General features: G+C 34.5%; 23 protein-coding genes and 1 pseudogene. 20 read left to right on the top strand and 4 right to left on the bottom strand.

The window, feature by feature from the left end:
- Positions 1–60: 60 nt before the first annotated feature.
- The 12 genes and pseudogenes from PQ478_RS10570 (at position 61) to PQ478_RS10515 (ending at position 9577) form a co-directional block, all read left to right on the top strand.
- A complete protein-coding gene (locus tag PQ478_RS10570; RefSeq protein ID WP_289236845.1) occupies positions 61–1149 on the top strand; it encodes an AI-2E family transporter in 1089 nt (362 codons plus the stop codon).
- A 561-nt stretch (positions 1150–1710) separates the two neighbouring features.
- Positions 1711–1962: a biotin/lipoyl attachment domain-containing protein gene (locus tag PQ478_RS10565; protein WP_289236844.1), complete on the top strand. Its 252-nt coding sequence runs from the start codon at positions 1711–1713 to the stop codon at positions 1960–1962.
- A gap of 465 nt (positions 1963–2427) precedes the next feature.
- Entirely contained in the window at positions 2428–3807 is a 1380-nt protein-coding gene (locus PQ478_RS10560; RefSeq protein ID WP_289236843.1) for a YjiH family protein, read from the top strand.
- 216 nt (positions 3808–4023) lie between these two features.
- The gene (locus PQ478_RS10555) at positions 4024–4260 is read left to right on the top strand and encodes an ATP-dependent Lon protease (RefSeq protein ID WP_289236842.1); all 237 of its coding nucleotides are present in this window, start codon (positions 4024–4026) and stop codon (positions 4258–4260) included.
- Positions 4261–4358: 98 nt separating this feature from the next.
- Positions 4359–4829, top strand: a complete 471-nt coding sequence (locus PQ478_RS10550) for a GNAT family N-acetyltransferase (protein WP_435521079.1) — start codon at positions 4359–4361, stop codon at positions 4827–4829.
- A 136-nt stretch (positions 4830–4965) separates the two neighbouring features.
- The gene (locus PQ478_RS10545) at positions 4966–5838 is read left to right on the top strand and encodes a GNAT family N-acetyltransferase (protein ID WP_289236840.1); all 873 of its coding nucleotides are present in this window, start codon (positions 4966–4968) and stop codon (positions 5836–5838) included.
- 359 nt (positions 5839–6197) lie between these two features.
- Positions 6198–6638, top strand: coding sequence for an NUDIX domain-containing protein (locus PQ478_RS10540; RefSeq protein WP_289236839.1), 441 nt, complete (start codon positions 6198–6200; stop codon positions 6636–6638).
- A gap of 188 nt (positions 6639–6826) precedes the next feature.
- Positions 6827–7216 (top strand): MarR family winged helix-turn-helix transcriptional regulator, encoded by a 390-nt coding sequence (locus PQ478_RS10535; RefSeq protein ID WP_289236968.1) that lies wholly within the window; start codon positions 6827–6829, stop codon positions 7214–7216.
- A complete protein-coding gene (locus tag PQ478_RS10530; RefSeq protein ID WP_289236838.1) occupies positions 7192–7539 on the top strand; it encodes a DUF3147 family protein in 348 nt (115 codons plus the stop codon). The genes PQ478_RS10535 and PQ478_RS10530 overlap by 25 nt, the downstream gene beginning before the upstream one ends.
- 301 nt (positions 7540–7840) lie before the next feature.
- Entirely contained in the window at positions 7841–8197 is a 357-nt protein-coding gene (locus PQ478_RS10525; RefSeq protein WP_289236837.1) for an immunity protein CdiI family protein, read from the top strand.
- 227 nt (positions 8198–8424) lie between these two features.
- Positions 8425–8892 (top strand): annotated as a pseudogene (locus PQ478_RS21935) (SMI1/KNR4 family protein); the annotation flags it as partial.
- Between the two features lie 496 nt (positions 8893–9388).
- On the top strand, positions 9389–9577 hold the full coding sequence (locus PQ478_RS10515) for a hypothetical protein (protein WP_289236835.1): 189 nt from the start codon (positions 9389–9391) through the stop codon (positions 9575–9577).
- Between the two features lie 327 nt (positions 9578–9904).
- On the opposite strand, the gene PQ478_RS10510 is transcribed toward PQ478_RS10515, so the two are convergent.
- Both PQ478_RS10510 and PQ478_RS10505 read right to left on the bottom strand, forming a co-directional pair.
- The gene (locus tag PQ478_RS10510) at positions 9905–10351 is read right to left on the bottom strand and encodes a DUF2383 domain-containing protein (RefSeq protein ID WP_289236834.1); all 447 of its coding nucleotides are present in this window, start codon (positions 10349–10351) and stop codon (positions 9905–9907) included.
- A gap of 179 nt (positions 10352–10530) precedes the next feature.
- Positions 10531–11751, bottom strand: coding sequence for an MFS transporter (locus PQ478_RS10505; RefSeq protein WP_289236833.1), 1221 nt, complete (start codon positions 11749–11751; stop codon positions 10531–10533).
- A 144-nt stretch (positions 11752–11895) separates the two neighbouring features.
- Here PQ478_RS10505 and PQ478_RS10500 point away from each other — a divergent pair, with 144 nt between their 5' ends.
- Both PQ478_RS10500 and PQ478_RS10495 read left to right on the top strand, forming a co-directional pair.
- Positions 11896–12654, top strand: coding sequence for a MerR family transcriptional regulator (locus tag PQ478_RS10500; RefSeq protein ID WP_289236832.1), 759 nt, complete (start codon positions 11896–11898; stop codon positions 12652–12654).
- A 5-nt stretch (positions 12655–12659) separates the two neighbouring features.
- Positions 12660–13169: a GNAT family N-acetyltransferase gene (locus tag PQ478_RS10495; RefSeq protein WP_289236831.1), complete on the top strand. Its 510-nt coding sequence runs from the start codon at positions 12660–12662 to the stop codon at positions 13167–13169.
- Between the two features lie 99 nt (positions 13170–13268).
- Here the strand turns inward: PQ478_RS10495 and PQ478_RS10490 are convergent, their stop codons facing one another.
- Positions 13269–13835: a rhomboid family intramembrane serine protease gene (locus PQ478_RS10490; RefSeq protein WP_289236830.1), complete on the bottom strand. Its 567-nt coding sequence runs from the start codon at positions 13833–13835 to the stop codon at positions 13269–13271.
- Positions 13836–13839: 4 nt separating this feature from the next.
- The gene (locus PQ478_RS10485) at positions 13840–14394 is read right to left on the bottom strand and encodes a PadR family transcriptional regulator (RefSeq protein ID WP_289236829.1); all 555 of its coding nucleotides are present in this window, start codon (positions 14392–14394) and stop codon (positions 13840–13842) included.
- Between the two features lie 206 nt (positions 14395–14600).
- Here PQ478_RS10485 and PQ478_RS10480 point away from each other — a divergent pair, with 206 nt between their 5' ends.
- The 6 genes from PQ478_RS10480 to PQ478_RS10455 all read left to right on the top strand — a co-directional run bounded on the left by PQ478_RS10480 (position 14601) and on the right by PQ478_RS10455 (position 18614).
- Positions 14601–15443, top strand: a complete 843-nt coding sequence (locus PQ478_RS10480) for an alpha/beta fold hydrolase (protein ID WP_289236828.1) — start codon at positions 14601–14603, stop codon at positions 15441–15443.
- A gap of 23 nt (positions 15444–15466) precedes the next feature.
- Positions 15467–15733, top strand: coding sequence for a hypothetical protein (locus PQ478_RS10475; protein ID WP_289236827.1), 267 nt, complete (start codon positions 15467–15469; stop codon positions 15731–15733).
- A gap of 5 nt (positions 15734–15738) precedes the next feature.
- On the top strand, positions 15739–16026 hold the full coding sequence (locus tag PQ478_RS10470) for a hypothetical protein (RefSeq protein WP_289236826.1): 288 nt from the start codon (positions 15739–15741) through the stop codon (positions 16024–16026).
- 593 nt (positions 16027–16619) lie between these two features.
- Positions 16620–16991 (top strand): hypothetical protein, encoded by a 372-nt coding sequence (locus tag PQ478_RS10465; RefSeq protein WP_289236825.1) that lies wholly within the window; start codon positions 16620–16622, stop codon positions 16989–16991.
- A gap of 65 nt (positions 16992–17056) precedes the next feature.
- Positions 17057–17632 carry a VanZ family protein gene (locus tag PQ478_RS10460; protein ID WP_289236824.1) on the top strand — a complete coding sequence of 192 codons (576 nt, stop codon included), beginning with the start codon at positions 17057–17059 and terminating at the stop codon, positions 17630–17632.
- A gap of 583 nt (positions 17633–18215) precedes the next feature.
- A complete protein-coding gene (locus tag PQ478_RS10455; RefSeq protein WP_289236823.1) occupies positions 18216–18614 on the top strand; it encodes a GyrI-like domain-containing protein in 399 nt (132 codons plus the stop codon).
- Positions 18615–18709: the final 95 nt, after the last annotated feature.

The raw sequence follows: 18709 nt of genomic DNA, 5'->3' as shown, positions 1-18709 counted from the left end.
ATATGTGAGTGATACTTTATTGGAATTATATATCAAATGCACTAGGAGGTTATTATTTAAGTGTATAAGAAAGCAATGAAAATAGGGTCATTGATCATTGTAATTTTCGTAATTATTTACTTAGGCAGTCTGATTAGCTGGGTGTTCAGCCCCCTTGTTGTGTTTGTTCAAACGCTGTTTATTCCTATACTCCTAGCAGGCGTTTTGTATTATCTATTGAGACCGCTGGTAACCTTGCTAAATAAGAAAATGCCGAGAGCTCTGGCCATCTTATTATTATATTTAGGTGTGCTTGCCTTAGGGACAAGCATTATTTCTTTTATGGGTCCGGAAATACAAAAGCAATTTACTGCTTTAACATTTAGTATGCCATCCATTGTTGCTGAACTGCAGTTACTAATTACAAACATACAACAAATTGATTTTCTATGGTTTGATCTATCAGAAATAATTAATGTTGAAGATTATATTGAACAAATTGGCCTTTGGGTTGGAGGTCTAGTGGGAGATCTCTTTACAAGAAGTGTGGGTTTCATTGGCACAGTGCTTAATGCTTTGCTATTGCTGTTTATCGTTCCTTTCATCCTTTTTTATTTGTTAAAAGAAGGAGAAAGGCTTCCGAAATTTTTTCTGCATTTTCTCACAAAGGATAAACAGGAGGAAATTAAACCTATCCTTACGAACATGGATAAGACATTAAGCAGTTACATTCAAGGAGTATTAATTGTTTGTTCGTTTATCGGAATTCTGTATTATATTGGTTTTACTAGTATTGGCTTAGAGTATGCACTTGTCCTAGCCATTTTTGGAATGATTACAAATGTAATCCCCTATCTTGGGCCTTGGATTGGGGCAATTCCATCTGTCATCGTGGCGTTGCTTCATTCTCCGATGATGGCTGTGTTTGTATTATTCATTGTGGTGGTTATCCAACAAATTGAAAGTATTTTTGTGCAGCCTCAAATTATTGGGAAGAAGATGTCAATACATCCAGTAACAGTTATGGCATTAGTTTTAGTAGCAGGACGTTTTGTTGGTATTGGCGGAATGATATTAGTCATCCCAATTTATGCGATTGGAAAAGTCATAGTGACACATCTGTACAAATTATGGAAGGTGAAAGAAGAAGGGAGGAAATCCACCGTATAGTCTTTGCTGTTGCAGGCGGATTACTTTATACATTATTGAGTAACTCATCGGTTCACTTTTAATTGAATGAGGGGCAATTAATAAACAGCTGCTGATCGCAGCTGTTTTTATATTTTTAATATGTTCGGCCATTTAATTCCATTATTGTTGATTGAATAAAGAATGACTAACGCAAATTAATTGGCGATCCAATTGAAAAGATGCTAGGAAAGCAAAAAATACAATTGATTATAGCTGGTTGGAAAAAAAGGGGAAATATTGAGAACAAGTTTCTTTGAGAATGGATTCATATAAATTTCGCTGATCATTATTATGATTTTCACCTGTAATTGTTGAAATCAGAAGTGGGAGATTGAATATTCTAATTTTATTGGCACGATAATTGCAATTTTTGTGGCTAGAGAACGTACTACTACTCGTTTTAAGAAGGGAAATGAGATGAGGGGAGAGGTTCAGCATTTATTCGATGTAAATTTTTTTAACGGCCTATTTAATTTTCAAGAAAAATTTTACGTGATTCTGTTATAAACCTATTTTGAGAAAACCGAGGAGGAGAGAGTATTGAGAATGGTAAGAGAAATTAGTTCACCTTGTAATGGTTATATAAAGAATATTTTAGTTAATCGAGACGATTTTGTTTATGAGTGGCAAGTGTTAATGATGGTACAAAATGAAACAGGAGAGTCCATTCCTATTCATTTAAGTTCCAGCGGATACATTGATTCATTGAAAGTCAATATTGATAAATATATAGAAAAAGATACTTTAATTGGTCATTTGGTAGAGGATACATTGCCATGCGGAAGTGATTAAGCTAGCTTAGAATTCAAATTCACTTATAACCCATTTCCACTGTTGCCTAGTAAGCTTTTTCAACAGAACCGATGCCTCCCTATTGACCTTGGCAGAAAGAAAGATTTTTTTACAAAACGAAAAGATTTTTTTCGTTTTCTTCTATTGAAACTCATCATTCGTTAATAAATAGGGGGGATAACGTTGGTATAAAACTTGCAATAGTTAAAATACGTTTTGCTTAATTATCTGATTTTACAAATATCTTAAGATGGAAGGGAGAACGCCGTATGGTTAGTTGCAGTTAAGGTGTCATTATGAAGATTTATGTATCCGCTTACAAACGCAAAAGTTTTATTTGTACATAATTACCATAAATCACTGTTGAAAGATTGAAAATGGATTTGGTGAAGTACGTAGAGATGTTAAAGCAAGCTACGTTAACTTGTTTTATCTAATAAAAATACGAGGGGGCATAGTAATAATATGTCTGCAATTCAAAAAGAAAAGAGAAAAATAGAAACTTCCTATCAAATAAAAGATTATATGAAATTCATCATTCCCTCTTTGCTTGGCATTTTTTTATTTATGGTTCCATTAACTTATAACGGTGAGATTACGATTCCAGTCGCCTTTATGGCTAAGCAAGTAGAAGGACTGTTAGAAGGAATAATCCCATCTTTAATGACGTTGATCCTTTTTATGGTAGCTATTATGACAATGGCTGTTACAGCATTCCAACCTAAATCGTTGATAAATCAACCTTTAATGAGAACCCTATTCCATGTAAAGCCTGTTTGGGTCTATGTCCGAATAATAGGTATGCTGTTTGCTGTAATGACTTTGTATCAGATCGGCCCTGAGTGGGTGTGGTCAGAGGATACGGGTGGGTTATTACTGTATGATTTACTTCCTATTCTCTTTTCTGTCTTTCTATTTGCTGGTTTCCTGCTGCCATTATTATTGAATTTTGGTCTTCTTGAGCTGAGTGGCATTCTTTTAAATAAAATCATGCGTCCATTATTTACACTCCCTGGTCGTTCATCTGTAGACTGCTTGGCCTCATGGATGGGAGATGGCACAATTGGTGTGTTACTAACAAATAAGCAGTATGAGGAAGGCTTTTATACAAAGCGTGAGGCTGCAGTTATTGGTACAACCTTTTCCGTAGTCTCGATTACTTTTAGCATCGTAATTTTATCGTACTTGAATTTGGAACACCTATTTCTTCCGTATTATTTGACGATTGGAATAGCTGGGTTCGTTGCTGCCGTCATTATTCCAAGAATTCCGCCACTGTCGCGAAAAAAAGATGAGTACGTTGTAGAAAATAAGCAACTAGTAAAAGACAGTGATATGGAAGGTGTCTCAATTTTTAAGCTTGGAATGGAAAAAGCGTTAGAACGTGCCGCAGAGAAAAATAATGGGATGGTTACCACAACGAAAAATGGAATGAAAAATGTTCTTGATATGTGGTTTGGGGTCATCCCAGTGGTCATGGCTTTAGGGACCATCGCATTAATCACTGCAGAACAAACACCATTTTTTGATTTATTAGGAATGCCTTTTATACCTTTATTAGAAATCATGCAAGTTCCAGAAGCTGATCAAGCAGCCCAAGCAATGGTTATTGGATTCGCCGATATGTTTTTACCTGCTGTGATCGGGAGTGGAATTGAAAGTGAATTTACCCGGTTTGTTATTGCCTGCGTGTCCGTAACACAGCTGATCTATATGTCTGAGGTTGGTGGGTTGTTACTTGCCTCTAAGTTACCAGTTAAATTTACAGATCTTGTGGTTATCTTTATGGAACGAACTTTCGTTACCTTACCTATTATCGTATTGATAGCACATATTATTTTCTAAACTAAAACCCCTTCTTAGGGGTTTTTATCATTTAGACACCCCTAATAAGAAGAGGTCTTTGTTCTATATCATTTCATTTAAATTAGTATTCATTGAGAAAGATGTAGAAGAATATTTCGAACAAATAAATGGGTTTTCATGTTAATATTTACCTTAATAAGGGAGTTTTCGATAAGTGACTTTTTAAGATGCAGCACAAATTGATCTATAAGGAGAATGTTCATGAAATTATTTTTGTCTATTATTATTGCAGGACTTTTAGGTATATTAGTAACTATGGGGCCTATGGGCATATACCTTCTATGCGCCATTATAGTAGGAGTGATTTTCAGGTCGTTTGTTTTATTAAATGATATTCACAAACAAGTTGTGCCAATGGGTAATAGAGATCGAGTTCAAGAAGCATATGATAAGTATGTACAAGAGAAACAGGCTAACGGAAACCCTAATTAGTTCGGTAATCGAATTCATAGGATAAAATGATAGTAAGGAATATATTTATTGAGGTGATTCGGTTGATTAATAATATACAGATTGAACAAGTGATAATTATGGATAGACACGTTGATGAACTTTCCAAACTTCTGGTAAAGGTAGTAGAAGATGACGCATCGCTTGGCTTTTTACCACCACTCCAATTATCTGATGCGAATAAATATTGGATGAATGTCTTAAATTCCGAAGTACTTTTATTCGTGGCTAAAATAAACAACCAGATTGTTGGAAGCGTACAACTACAGCTATGTACTAAGCAGAATGGTGCTCATAGAGCTGAAATTGCAAAGCTGATGACAGACCCTAATTATCGACGTAGTGGTATTGCGCGTTCACTTATGAATAAAGCAGAAGAGAGAGCCAAGCTGGAAGGGAGGTCATTATTAGTTCTCGATACAAGAGAAGGAGATCCTTCTAATCTTCTTTATTCTTCAATTGGTTATATTCAAGCTGGTAAAATTCCTCATTATGCTAGATCGGCAAATGGAGAACTACATTCTACTGTTCTTTACTACAAATCTTTTTAATTTATCCTAAGTACTAAAAAGGTTGTAGTACAGGCAGGAGTTTCTTTTATTGGGGTACTGTTTTTTACGGTATATTACTTTGAAATATTTCATGCAGGCATTAGAGAAAAAAGCGTTCTAAAAAGGGAGAAATGTTATGGCCAGTTGCAATAAATCAATATTGGATCTAGTAGAATTCGTTGAACGTGATATTCCACAATTAGTTGAACTATCTACATCAGTGGGATGGGACTATGATGAAAGAGAACTTAAAACGGTCCTTGCATCAGGTAATATCTTTGGACATAAGGATTTAGAGGAAAGAATCGTTTCAAGTGCAGCAATCATCCCGTATGGCAGATCTTTAGCTTCTATTGGCATGGTTATCGTGCATGAAGACTATAGAGGGATGGGATTAGGAGAAGAAGCCACTAAAAGGTGTGTTGAAGATGTTACGCCCGACACTCCAATTATGCTAATTGCCACGGAAGAAGGTACACCCCTTTATAAAAAAATGGGTTTTAATTCGGTAGGTTATGTTGATAAATACATTTGTGATAATTATATGTTTGATCATGACCCGTTGCTTGGAAGTAACATCACTATCGAAGAGTATAGTGTAGTTGATATGGAGGCAATTTATAAACTTGATGAGAGAGCTTTCGGTGCTACGAGAACTCGCTTTTTAAAAATTAGAATGAAACAGGCTGAACAAATCTTCGTTGCCAAGGATGATCAGGGAGCTATTGTGGGATATGGTCTTTCCATTTCAGGGCCAGTTCATCTTATATTAGGCCCGATTGTAGCAAGGGATTTTCAAGTTGCTTCTGGTTTGATAGATAAACTTGCTATTAATCATCAAGGAAAAATAAGAATTGATGTTCCGTTAGAAAATAATGAATTTATGATGTTTTTGAATAGGAGAGGGTTTGTTAATATGAACCGTCCTCCAATCATGGTCATTAATTCTGATAGTCTACCTACCAGGAACAATACATTGTTCAGCATTGCAGCTCAAGTATTTGGGTAGTTTGCGTTTAGTTCAAATAGATAGATAGATAGATAGATAGATAGATAAATAAACTTACTTGCTTACATAACTTTTCCGATAATGCAGTAAAAAAAGTACCCTGTCAGCAACTAGTATGGCAGGTGTGATAAAAGTAACTTTCATTCTCTAAGAAATAATAGTAAACTAAATATGAACTGGAAAATTGTAGCTAGGGTTCCGCTATTTAGATAGGTCAGTGACCAAGGGCTACATCTTTTACCATATGTAAAAGGCACCTATTGACATAGAAGGTCCGAGGGGAAAGGTTCAGCGTATTTGGCATGCGTTGAAATCTTTCCAATCGGTCCTTTTTTTATTATTTAAAGGAGGATGATTGAATGGAGAAGGTTGATGATTTAAAAGCTGCTGTTGCAGTAATTATTTTAGATAAGGAAAACCACGTTTTGTTACAAAAAAGGGCAGATGTTGGATTATGGGGTATTCCTTCAGGACATATCGAAATAGGGGAAACTGTTTCAGAAGCAGCTATTAGAGAAATCAAAGAGGAAACGAATTTAGATATAAGAATAAAGAAGCTTATTGGTGTGTACTCTGACCCTCATTCACAGGTATTTACTTATCCCAACGGTAAAACAGTACATTTTATAACTACATGTTTTCTCGCTGAAATAACCGGGGGAGAACTTTGTTGTAATTCGTCTGAGTCACTAGAAATTAAATTTTTTGAACAACAGAACTTACCTGAAGACTTATTGAGGATGCATCCCAGATGGTTAGAAGATGCCCTTGCTGACAGAGAATCAGCTTTTGTTCGTTAACTAAATTCTTCATGAGATGAACTCTAAACACAAAATATTTAATTAAGTATAAAAATAGTAGCTCTTGTAATGATGAAAATCCCTTTAATCTTTGCATAAGATTATATCGAATTATAAGATATAAAAGGGAGGGTTTAATTATGACTTTAAATAAATCAATTAGTATCATTAACCAAAATTGAACTGACATTTATCATCTACTGCATTACGCTCATCAAGAAAATATTTCGCACCAAGCTATAAGATTATTGCAACACATTGAAAAAAAGAACGAAGTAACGATAGGTGATTTAGCTACATACTTAGGTGTAACTCATAATACTGCTTCCGAACATATTAAAAGATTAATTAAAAAGGGCTTTGTATCCAAAGAAAGATGCATCCAAGATGAAAGAAAAGTATTCGTCGTATTAACTGCAGATGGGAGGGAAGTGTTGTTTAAACACACTCAATTAGATAATGAAAAACTCAAAAATGTATTAGAAAAACTTGATCCTTCAGATATTGTAATGATAGAAAAAGCATTTAGTCTCCTTAGTCAAGAGGCTAAGAAATGTTTCTATTTACAAAGATTCTAGTCTCTGCACTCATTATTGGTTTAGTTACAGAAGTAGCGAGATTCTTTCCGAAGTATGGAGGAATTATTGCTGCTTTGCCCTTAGTTAGTTTACTGAGTTTGTTTTGGCTTTACATGCAAGGAGAACAAACTACCACCCTAAGCAAATTTGCCTTGGGGGTCCTATGGGGATTCCCAGCAACAGCTGCCCTATTAATTATAGTAGCAATTTCATTAAAAGCTTCTTTTTCATTATTTATCTCCATAGGATTTGGAGTAGTAGGGTGGATCATATTTCTAACCATTCAAGATTTCATCGTAAAGAAGGCAGCGGTATTCTTTTAGAGTAAGCGCACGTATTGTTTCCCTAATAAAACTTTAGTCAACTGAATAAATTTTATAAGTTGATCAACTAGGTAGAAAGAGAATTGCTTTCATTTTACTAGTTTAAATACAGGTAAAAGGGATAAGCACGAAGAAGCGATTGCTATTAAAGCAATCGCTTCTTGCATACAAAAACAACCGTATTTCATTAAGAAAAAAATCATTATATGGTTATTTATGTTAAAATATACTAAGTTTTTGAATCTGTTATTTATATTAACAGCTCAGGAGAATAATATTTTTTAGAGGAGTAATTTAATGCATGAATTGTTTTTGTGAGGAAGCGAACACATATGAAGTAAAAGTAGAAGGTGATATCGGGGCAGATCCTATTTGGTGTGATCTCTGTAGTCATAATTTAGACTTAGAAGAATTCCCCCTATCAAATGAATTAAAGAACGATTTAATGGAATGGGCAGGAAAATACGGCGAATGGATCGATTGGGATGTAGATAGATTAATTCCTAATGGTGTTGAGATGGAAGAAGAACATAACAAACAAGGAGAGCAGTTGACGGAAAAAGTTAAAGAAGAGCTTATAGGAAAATACAGAATTCGTTTTTCTCCTTCCACAATGTCCCGGAGCTATGCAAATAAATCTATAAGTAAATACAAGTAAGAAAGGGGCGGTCAACGTGGATATCATTGACGCTATGATAAACCTTGTATTCTTAATACTAATTATATTTCTCCTATCAAGAGTTGCTCATTTTATGAAATATACTAAAAATAAATTAGATGAGATTGATGAGAAAGTGAATGAGATTAAAGACTATATGTCTAAAAAGAATTAGACCTTAATGCAGCAGCCAATACCAAAAGCTCAACCTTTCTTGGGGGATTAATATGAAACATATAAAAATTTGGCATGAAGACAATGATTACGGCAAATTAAAACCATTAACAGATGAAATGGTAAGAAAAGCAGAAGATGATTTAGGAATTAAATTACCAGATTCATACTTACAGCTATTAAAACAACAAAATGGAGGGTATCTCATCTTTAATGCACACCCAACAGATGTACCAACATCTTGGGCCTCTAACCATGTTCAAGTTGACCACTTATTTGGTATTGGAATCGGTACGGAGAAAGGAATACTAGATAGCAGCTATCTTATTCAAGAATGGGACATGCCTGAGAACATAGTGCTTATTTCTGGCGATGGACATGCCTGGATTGCCCTTGATTACCGAAATACCAAGTCGGAGCCTGCTGTTATGTATATTGATGTGGAACAAGAGCAAGAATTACAGCTGGCACATGATTTTGAGAGCTTTATTAAAGGATTAATTGATTACAGTGAAGAAGAGGTTGATTTTCCTGAATCTGAACTTTCTGATCAAGAAATAAAAGACTATTACACTCAAATAGACGACGTGATAAAGAATGGCACACCGAAAGATATTGACCGTCTATTAACGAAAGTGCTCTCCACAACGAATGAATTGATCCGTTATATGGTTGAAAAAATGAGGCAGCATGAGAAGCCAAAAGTTCATTTTTATTTACTTCTCTTTTTAATGTGTTGTGCTGAAGGAGAAAATAAGGGAATGATTGAAGATGATTATTTAGATGCAGTCTTACAGGAACTATCTACTAGTAAGAATAAGGATGTTAAAGAGTTAGCTCTATATTCCTTAGGACAATTACATAACAGATTTCATACATAAAGCGAGGTGCTTGATATGAGCTTTTGGACTTGGGCAGCAATTGTTATTGCATTAATAGGCGGTGTAGTTGGAGGCTTGGTTGGTGCTAATTCAAAAGGGAAGAACTGATTTTTTAAAACGAAGGGAGGTAATTTAGTTGAATGGTAAAACTAAAGTATTAATTACACTTGTTTGTAGTTTACTCATTTTTGCCGTCGGTATGTTTAGAATTCTTACGGAATCACTCTCTTCAACACCATTGTTTGTTGCCTATATTTTTGTGGTTGCAGGGTTAATAGGGGCAGTAGCTAACGGGTTGGTATTAAGAAAGGTACGAACGAATTAACGACACGTAAAAGCGAGGATTATGTATCATTATCTTAGTACAGTTGACCAAAGGAGAGGCATATAATTAAACACTTTAAGAACATACGTTATTGGATTCTCATGCCGCCATTTCTAATAATTTCTATAATACTATTTTACTTCATTCCTACTCATTTAAAGCCTTAACAAAGCGCTGGATGAAATTTATACTGGCTGCATTATTTAGTTCTGTAATATTATTTATCCTACATGTTATTTTTAATATTGCTTATGGCTTGAGGCCATGATCATTATAGCAAGAGTAATATGCTGCCTTTCAATAAGGCAGCTTTAAAAACCCTCACATTTAGTGCAATTCAGACTTCAAATAATCTACATGCTCTCGTTGCTTCTCTAAGATCTGATGAACAAGGTTCAGACTTTCCTCATCAAGTTCATCACGGACTAATTTCTCAGTCATCCTTATTCCGTAGAGATTTTCCCCTTTAATTGCATGTTTCAATATATCCTTTTCATCTTTTGGATGATCAAAAAGTTGGCCGATATTAAGTTCAATCTTACCAATAACTCCCTCACTCGTAGCAGGCGTCCCGTGGAGTTGCTGAATTCGTTCTGAAAGCAAGGCCGCATGGTGTTTTAAGTCCTGTTGAATAGTCATAAACTGATTACGGAGAGGGGAAGAGTCATTAAGATTTCCAATGAATTCTTCATAAGAATGCACTCCCATATATTGACCTTGCAGTAATTTATTTAACGTTTTTATAACATGCTGTTGATTTTCTATTGGACTCATTCCTTTGTCTTTGCACTTTGTAGGTGTAGTTTTTGCGAAATTAGTGAATTCATACAACATTTTCACCAGGCATTTCTTTTAGTATTAAAACCATTAAACGCAGAGTGAAGTGAACGTAAAAAAGGGGAAGTTCCCCTCTTAACCCTGTCCACAAACTACTTTACAACCTTGCGAAACAATTAAAGGTCTAATTTGTCCTCTCTATATGACTTACCTTTCCATAAGACGAATAGGGCGATCATTAAGCCAATCAATGAAAAGCATAAGACAATATTTTGTATATCTAAACCTCTTGTAACAAGTAACGTAACACCAGCATATGCAAGGGGATCAAACCCATTCATTGCTAAGAAAATAACACTCATCACTCTTCCCATAATTCTTGGATCTGTATTTTCTTGTGCTGAAGTGAAAAATGGGATGGCTACAAATGTCATGGTAAAGCCGATCATGAATGCCAGAATAGTGAGCGCATATAGATTTGGAACCTGACTAAAACCAACGGATATAACTAGTGTTGCAAGTAAGCCGGTAATTGACGTTAACCCACGGCGGCGAATGTTAACAAAACCTAGTACAGCAGTACTCGTAAGCATTCCAAGTCCCATCCCAACTTCAATGAAACTTAAGTTAATAGGTGTACCACCATAGGCCTCCACTAATATGGGTATCGCAATTGTGATAGCACCGAAAGCAAAGAAATTTAAAGTCACTAAAATGAGAATACCCGTTAAAAGAAATTTACTCGCCTTTACATAAGAAATACCTTCTTTAAGGTCATGGAATGGAGTCTGTTTTACTGTATTTACAACAGCAGCTTCTTTAAATAATGGGGGGAACATCATAAATGCAGATAAAAGGACAATCATTGCCGCAACTAAATATCCTGCACTAACTCCAGAATACTCCATGACACTTCCGGATATGATAGGTCCTACTACAAAGCCAATTTGCCCCATTCCTTGAACCATCGCATTTGCTTGTTGAATTTGATTTTTATTCACTATCTTTGGAATCAATGATGCTCCTGCTGGTCCTGAAAAAGCATCCAATGTCCCAAAAATCATACCTAATACAACCAAATGTGAGATTGATAAGCTAGACGTATAGGTTAATACAAATATTAATACTAGAATGCATCCTTGAATAAAGCTAGTGGTAAACATAATGGACGTTTTTTTAAATTTATCAGCGATGATCCCGCCGAAAGCCATCATTAGAATCCGAGGAACAGTAATAGAAACAAGTACGATCCCAAGAGAACTAGCCGACCCTAGCTCTGTAATGGCAAACCACGTAGTAGTCGTAAAAAAAGAACTAAACCCTATAAGTGCTAAGAAACCACCTATAAAAATTAATAAGAACTGACGATTTTTAAATAATGATTTTTTTGTGTCCATAGATCAAAATCCTTTCTGCTAATATATAATCAGCATAAGGTGTGACGTGACGTCTTAGGCAATACTTAAAATGAAAAAAGTTAAATGTGGTGTGAAGTTACTTAGATAATACAAATACATAATTTGAAGCGAGGGTGAAATGACATGGAAGTCACAATTGGACACTTTGCAAAGCTCGTAAATACAACAATTAGAACGTTAAGGTATTATGATAAAATTGAACTTCTTAAACCGACAAATCGCAATGATAAAGGACAGAAAGTATACACGCGTAAAGAGTGGGAGTTGTATCAAAAAATTAGCATCTTTAAACAATTAGGTTTATCACTAGAAGAAATTAAAACTCATTTATCTAAAGACACATTGAAAACTAAAGAGCTATTAGATTTACAAGAACAAATGATTAAACAAAAAATGGAAGAACTAAATGAGTCTTTGCAAACGATACAAAGAATGAAGGAGCTGTACGGGAAAAATTCCATCTCTGACATAGAATTAGAAGAATTCACTTTTATCATGCTGGATGTATTCAGGAGAGAAAAGAAACAAATTCATGCATTAGAGCAACATTTTCAACATGACCCAAGCATATTAGCTGAAATAGAGTCACTGAAAGATCCCAAACTTAACCTAGAGAGAGATAAAGCAACAATAGAGTTGCTTTCTATTACAAGAAAGTTATTAGTACATAATGAAACGGTTAACAATCCAGAACTGTTAAAAGCAATCAATAACCTGGTTACTCCTACTACAAGAACCTTGTTTAACTTACTTCAGGACGAGACATTCCTGGAATCCCATCAGCATGATTTTAATAGTTATATCCCTGAAGATTTAGGTATTTATCTATATGAAGGGTTGAAAGCTTATTTTACTAGTCGCTCGAGTCAAGAAGAGAGGTAACAATAATGGGCATTTCTTTAGAAAAATTACGATCAGCGGATGATGAAACTTTATTTGAATTTGAAGTTAAGAACAGAAAATATTTTGAGAGAATGGTGCCAAGCAGGGGAGGAGATTATTATACCTTTGAAACGTTTAAATTAAGGCACCACTTATTACTGGAAGAACAAGCGAAAGGGGAATCTTATTACTATCTAATTAAGGATCATAGCGGATTAATTCTTGGCCGGATAAATGTAGTAGATATTGATAAAGAGAGTAAGTTAGGTTACCTCGGTTATAGAGTCGGAGAAGAATACGCTGGTAAAAAGATTGCGAAAAAAGCATTGAAGATATTGATAGAGCTACTTGCTGATACAGGAGTAGAACATCTCTTAGCTAAGACAACGAATAACAATACCGCTTCACAAAAGCTATTAGAGAAAAACGGCTTTACTTACATATCTACAAGTGAAGAAGAAGTTGAAATGAATGGAAAGAGTTTGAAGTTTGTTTATTATAGGAAAGATTTATAATGATTTATTCGGTGACTATTTAGCTTTATGAATCTTCATTTTAAAGAGAGCAGCCCTTCTGTGGAAGATCTGCTCTCTGTCGGTAGTTCTTACTTAACTCTATATAGGGTAATGCTGTTTTCTAAAAAAGATTAGAAACACTATTCCTATCATGGCCCCGACAAGGTGCGGGATATGTCCTACAGAACTCATTACGCCAAAGATTAAGGCTACTATGGAGATGACCACTATGGCTAGTGGCAATACGAAATTAGGTAGATTAAAGAATAGCTCTTTCTCAAATGGATAGGTCAAATGATAATAGAAGAGAATAGCCATGCCAGCCACACTAAATCCGATCCCAGCAGTATTTAATAAGATAAGTGCGAGACCGCCAGATAAAATACATACCACTACCAAAACGAGGTACTTCATTTTACCTAAAAGCTGTTCTACCCATGATCCAATATAGAGTAATAGGAACATATTAATTAAAAAGTGATACCATTCTACATGTACAAACCCATGTGTAAATAGAGTAAACCAATTTTGTGGGAATTGTTCATAGGATAGTGCAAGAAACCTAATATTCTCTGGAGTAGTGATTTTACCAAAAAGAAAAATAATCGCACAAATACTGAAAAAAGCAATGGTCATCGGAGATTTCTTTAGTACGTTCCATTCCATCTTCTCAACCCTTTCTACTTTCAATCAACGCTAAAGCTTCCTCTGCCCACTCTTTTTCTGCTTCGATCGATTTCATTGCTCTTTTGATTGTTAACAGCCAGTAGAACAGTGACCTTTCATAGCTATTTTCCTTCGCATCTAATACTGCTTGCTTTTTAATCACATTTAATATTTGGAGTAAGTCTTCTTGTTGCTTCTGGTATCTTCTGATTTCAAAACTAACCTCGTCATCATCCATAAATTCACTAAAGAAGATCCTCATTATGAATTCATCGCGTATAGGGGCATTCAAATCTTGAGGAAATTTTTGCATCCAGCTTAAGAATGATTCGTTCCCCTTTGTTGTGATCGTGTATACCTTCCGATCAAATTTGCTTTCTTGCTCTATTACTGAAGAACTCACAAGCTGTTGACTCTCCAACGTTTTCAGCTCTCGATAAATTTGACTCGTCTTCGCATTCCACATAAATTGCAGTGAGGAATTGAAGGTCTTTTGCAAGTCATAACCTGTCATACTCTCATATTTAAGCAAACCTAATATCCCAAATCTTAAGCTCATTCATCACACCACCAAAACATTTTACATTCAACTTGTTATATATAATATATTATGAATGGATGATTATGTAAATAGATTTTTCTTAATCATTTGGTTGATCATGAAAACATCTATGTAAGCAGTCAGAAAATGGTTATTTATGTTAGAATAAACAAAGATTGAGAGGGTTGTATTCAGGAAATATAAAGAATCACGGAGGAGAGCCTATGTGGGAGCAAAAGCTAATCAATACCCAAAGAGGAGTGTTTGAAGTTTTCGTAGCGGGCAGCGGGGAACCGTTATTCATTACTCATCTTTACAGTGAGTTTAATGAACGTGGGAATTATTTTGCAGATATGTTTGTTGACTCTTTTTCCGTTTTTCTTATCAATTTAAAGGAAGCTGGAAATTCTCCTCGTATTAAAAATGAGGTTGAACTAAGCATGAGGGAAACCTCGGAAGATCTAGAAGCCATAAGGCTAGCATTAGGATTTAAGACATGGAGTTTCGCAGGGCATTCAACAGGAGGAATGCTGGGTTTGGTCTATGCGGAAAAACATTCCAGTTCTTTAAAACGGTTAATGGTCGGTGGAGCAGCCGCTACGAAAGCCTATATGGAGCATAAAGATAGTATTTACAGCTATAAACATCCTCTAAATCAGAGAGTAAGAGAATTGTTATCAATCATTAAATCTAGTGATTCTACAAAAGAAGAGAGAATGCAAGCTGTACGTGAATGGACGGAAATGTCGATATACGAGCCAAGTCGTTTTGATGAATTCTTTTCAATACCAAGCAGCGGTAAGGTTGTTCAGAAACGTTTAGATTATTATATCAATAACGAACTGCCAACCTATGATATTCGCGATCATATAACACATAGTAGCACTCCGACTACCGTCTTTTGCGGCAGACATGACTCCCAATGTCCTATTGTTTATTCAGAAGAAATACATAACCGTCTTCTAAATTCTAAGCTGTTTATATTTGAAACAAGCAATCATTTTCCACATTTAGAAGAGAAGGAAAGGTTTAGAGAGATGGTAAGGGATTTTCGTCATTCATATTAATACGATAATAGAGACAGGTAATCATGTTTAATAAATATAATACACTCTATCTTTGTTTGTTTGGGATGATATCCATTCTTTATGTAAGCAGCTTTATCTATTCTGGAATTAAAGCATGGCGCGATATGGGAGAGATCCATTTTAATTGGCTTTATCTAATTTTAGGGTTCTTCTTCGGTTATTGGTTCATTCAATTAACTAGAAAACCAAGTCTGTTAAACATTACACTAGAAAATATTGAGAGAAAGATGGTTGAAATGGGGTTGACCATTGCTTTTATTGGGAACTAAGAAATGTGTTGAATAGCAGATTAAATACATATGGAGAATCAGCGTTTCGAGAATGGTTTGCAGGTTTAAATTATCAATTGCCAGAGGTATTTAAGGATGAGAAAGCGGCCATTAAATTGTATGAAGAACATACAGAATTGATAGAAAAACAAGTAAAGAAATTAGAACAAGAAACAAAATTAACTTGGGGTGAACAGACTGTTGATCTTATAGGGATGAATGAAAAATCAAGAAAAGTACAACTAGTCATCAGGCATAGACTATCTGATATCGCGTTAGATTTAGTGGATTAAAGAAGTGCGTTTACACCAAGCGAAGAGAACATACCATTACATTAAATTATAAGAAAGCATCAGAGCTATTTTAACGGGTTCGGTTACTGGGGAGAAAACATTAAATAACAACCTAATTGAGGACATCCTTCGCATATAAATTGGTGTCCTTATTTTTGTTGCTATATCAATGATTTAACGTATTTAGCATACAAATTAGCACATCAATTCGCATCCATTTTAACAGCACCTCACAAATTTATGCGGTGTTGTTAAAATCAGTGCTAAAACTTCTGCTAATCGGGGCTGTTGTTGAAGGTAAATGGAAATTATATGTTAATATTATAGAGGTAGTTTGTGAAGTGCTGTTCTTAAACTAACGGGGCAGTTTAACTGTTTTAGTTATTCTATCTGGTTGTAACACAAGGTATACACGTATACACAGCATATTTCCTTCAGAATACCACTCTCAGAAACATAATTATTAATAACATTTCATTCGTTTTTTGGTAAATTTATCTAAACGAAACTTTAGACCTATTCTATTATTTGTAAAATTTACTTATTATGTATTTCGAGGATCCTCAGAAAAAGATTGAGAAGGAATAGTAGAAATGTATAAAAAAATAATTGCAGTTTTAGTCTTCGCAACAGTTTTATGTCTACCATTTGTAGTAGGTGCTGCGACGTGGGAGCGTTCTTTTGAGTTTAAAGTAGCTTTAAATTCACCTGATTATAACCTGAAATCTGGAAGTGTTAGTGTCCGAACATTCAACAAATCAAATCCGGGTTGGAAGCAGGGAAGTCCCACTGTATTCTATATCACTCTTATGGACAAGAATGGTAAGTCGTATGGCATGAAAACTCAAGATAGGTTCTCTGCTGCCACTTCAAGTTGGTCCGTACCTTCGTCAGGGACCTATTTCCGTTGGACAAAAGCAAATGATAATTCAACTTTAATAGGTCGTGCTACTATTACTAACTAATACATTAAATAATTTGTAAAAGCCAAGCTAAATTCAGCTTGGCTTTAGTAGGGAAGTGAATCACAATGATTGATTTGTTGATGTTTAAATTTGTTGGATTACCACTATTTTTTTTGTTTATTATTGGTGAAAATATATTTTATTGGAAAAGTAAGAATAAGCCTAAATTGACTTTTAGACTCTTAATTTATAGTTTTAGCATATACCTACTTTACGTAATTAATTATACAATTTTCCCTATACCAATTGGTCCTGATTCAAAATTCATGGCAGAAATTATGGAGCTTAAAAACAACTTTATTCCCTTTCAATCTATTTTTACACAACAAGGGTTACTCTCCTTTTCAACTCTAGGGAATTTAATTTTACTTTTACCCTTAGGTATTTATTTACCTTTAATTTTAAAGAGAAACTCATTTTATAGAACACTATTATATGGACTTTGTGTTTCTTTAGGAATTGAATTAACTCAATTGGTACTATCTCTAGTTTTAGGTGTTACATATAGAACTTTTAACATAGATGACCTTATTTTAAACACATTAGGAGTTGCTGTTGGTTATCTTGTATATTTAATAATAAGACCATTAATCACACCTATAATTCTCAATGAAAAAAATGAATCTACAATGATTAAATAAAATTAAAAAGTACAGACACAAGGATTAATGAACTAGATCCCTTTTGTCTGTATATTTTTGGCCTTTTGTTTTAACGCCTTTTATAGGAGATCAATATGATCATATTGAAATGAAGTGTACATAGATGAACAATCTCCTTAGTGCAAACAGCTTATCTCCCCACCATTGAAGAAGCAGGGATTGCTCTTTATCTTATTGCAGTAACGAAGCAGGTTAGTGAAAAAAGGTTAATTATCAAAATGAAAATGGTACAATTTAGGCAAGAGGTAGGTAAATGAGTCTAATTCTTTTTGCTTGTATTCACATACTAATAGGGTCAGCTTTAATATACTTTTATGGTAAATTACCAAAAGTACTTTCGACATTTGTGATTATTTTTTACTATGAGTTTTCTTTATTGGGGAGTTGTTTAATCAAATTTTTTAATCCACTAACGGGTATCATTCCTTAACAAGGGATGCTTTTTCTTTGTCAACTAAAAAGAAATTAATTTTAAACTAATGGAACAGAAGAGTTAAAGAAGAAGGTAATATATTTATTATGTTGAAAGAAAAATAAATAATCATATTGTGAGGCTAATCAAATGAACCTAACGATCATCAAAAGTGTGAGAACTAATAATTTTGAAGACAAAGCTATCATGCAAAAGATCACAGAGATGTGGAAAGAGGCATCAAGTGCTTTATTAAATCAGGATGAGGTTACATATGGTTTGTACCATGAATACGAGAGTGATTATAGAGGGGATTATACAGTAAGTGTAGCAGTAGAAAGTAGTAATAACGCAAAAACAATTAAAATTCCAAGCATAAGTAAATACGAGATTTTTAAAGTGGATTCATTGAATGAAAATGGAATACTTAATACTTGGAAGCAGATATGGGAACAAGAGGAGAACGGGGATTTAAAGAGAGCTTATTCATTTGATTTTGAAAAATATTATCCTAATGGTCATATCGAGATTCACATATCTACTAAATAGCCTACTAAAATTATTAACTCGGGTGCGATAGCTGATTAAGGGTTATCGCCTTTCCTTATTATTGAAGTAACGGGCAGGTTAGTTCAGAAAAAGCA

Source organism: Alkalihalophilus pseudofirmus (assembly GCF_029094545.1).
Lineage (GTDB): Bacteria > Bacillota > Bacilli > Bacillales > Bacillaceae_D > Alkalihalophilus > Alkalihalophilus pseudofirmus.
The sequence above is the reverse complement of the archived record's forward strand: the minus strand, read 5'-3'. Positions and strand labels throughout refer to the sequence as shown.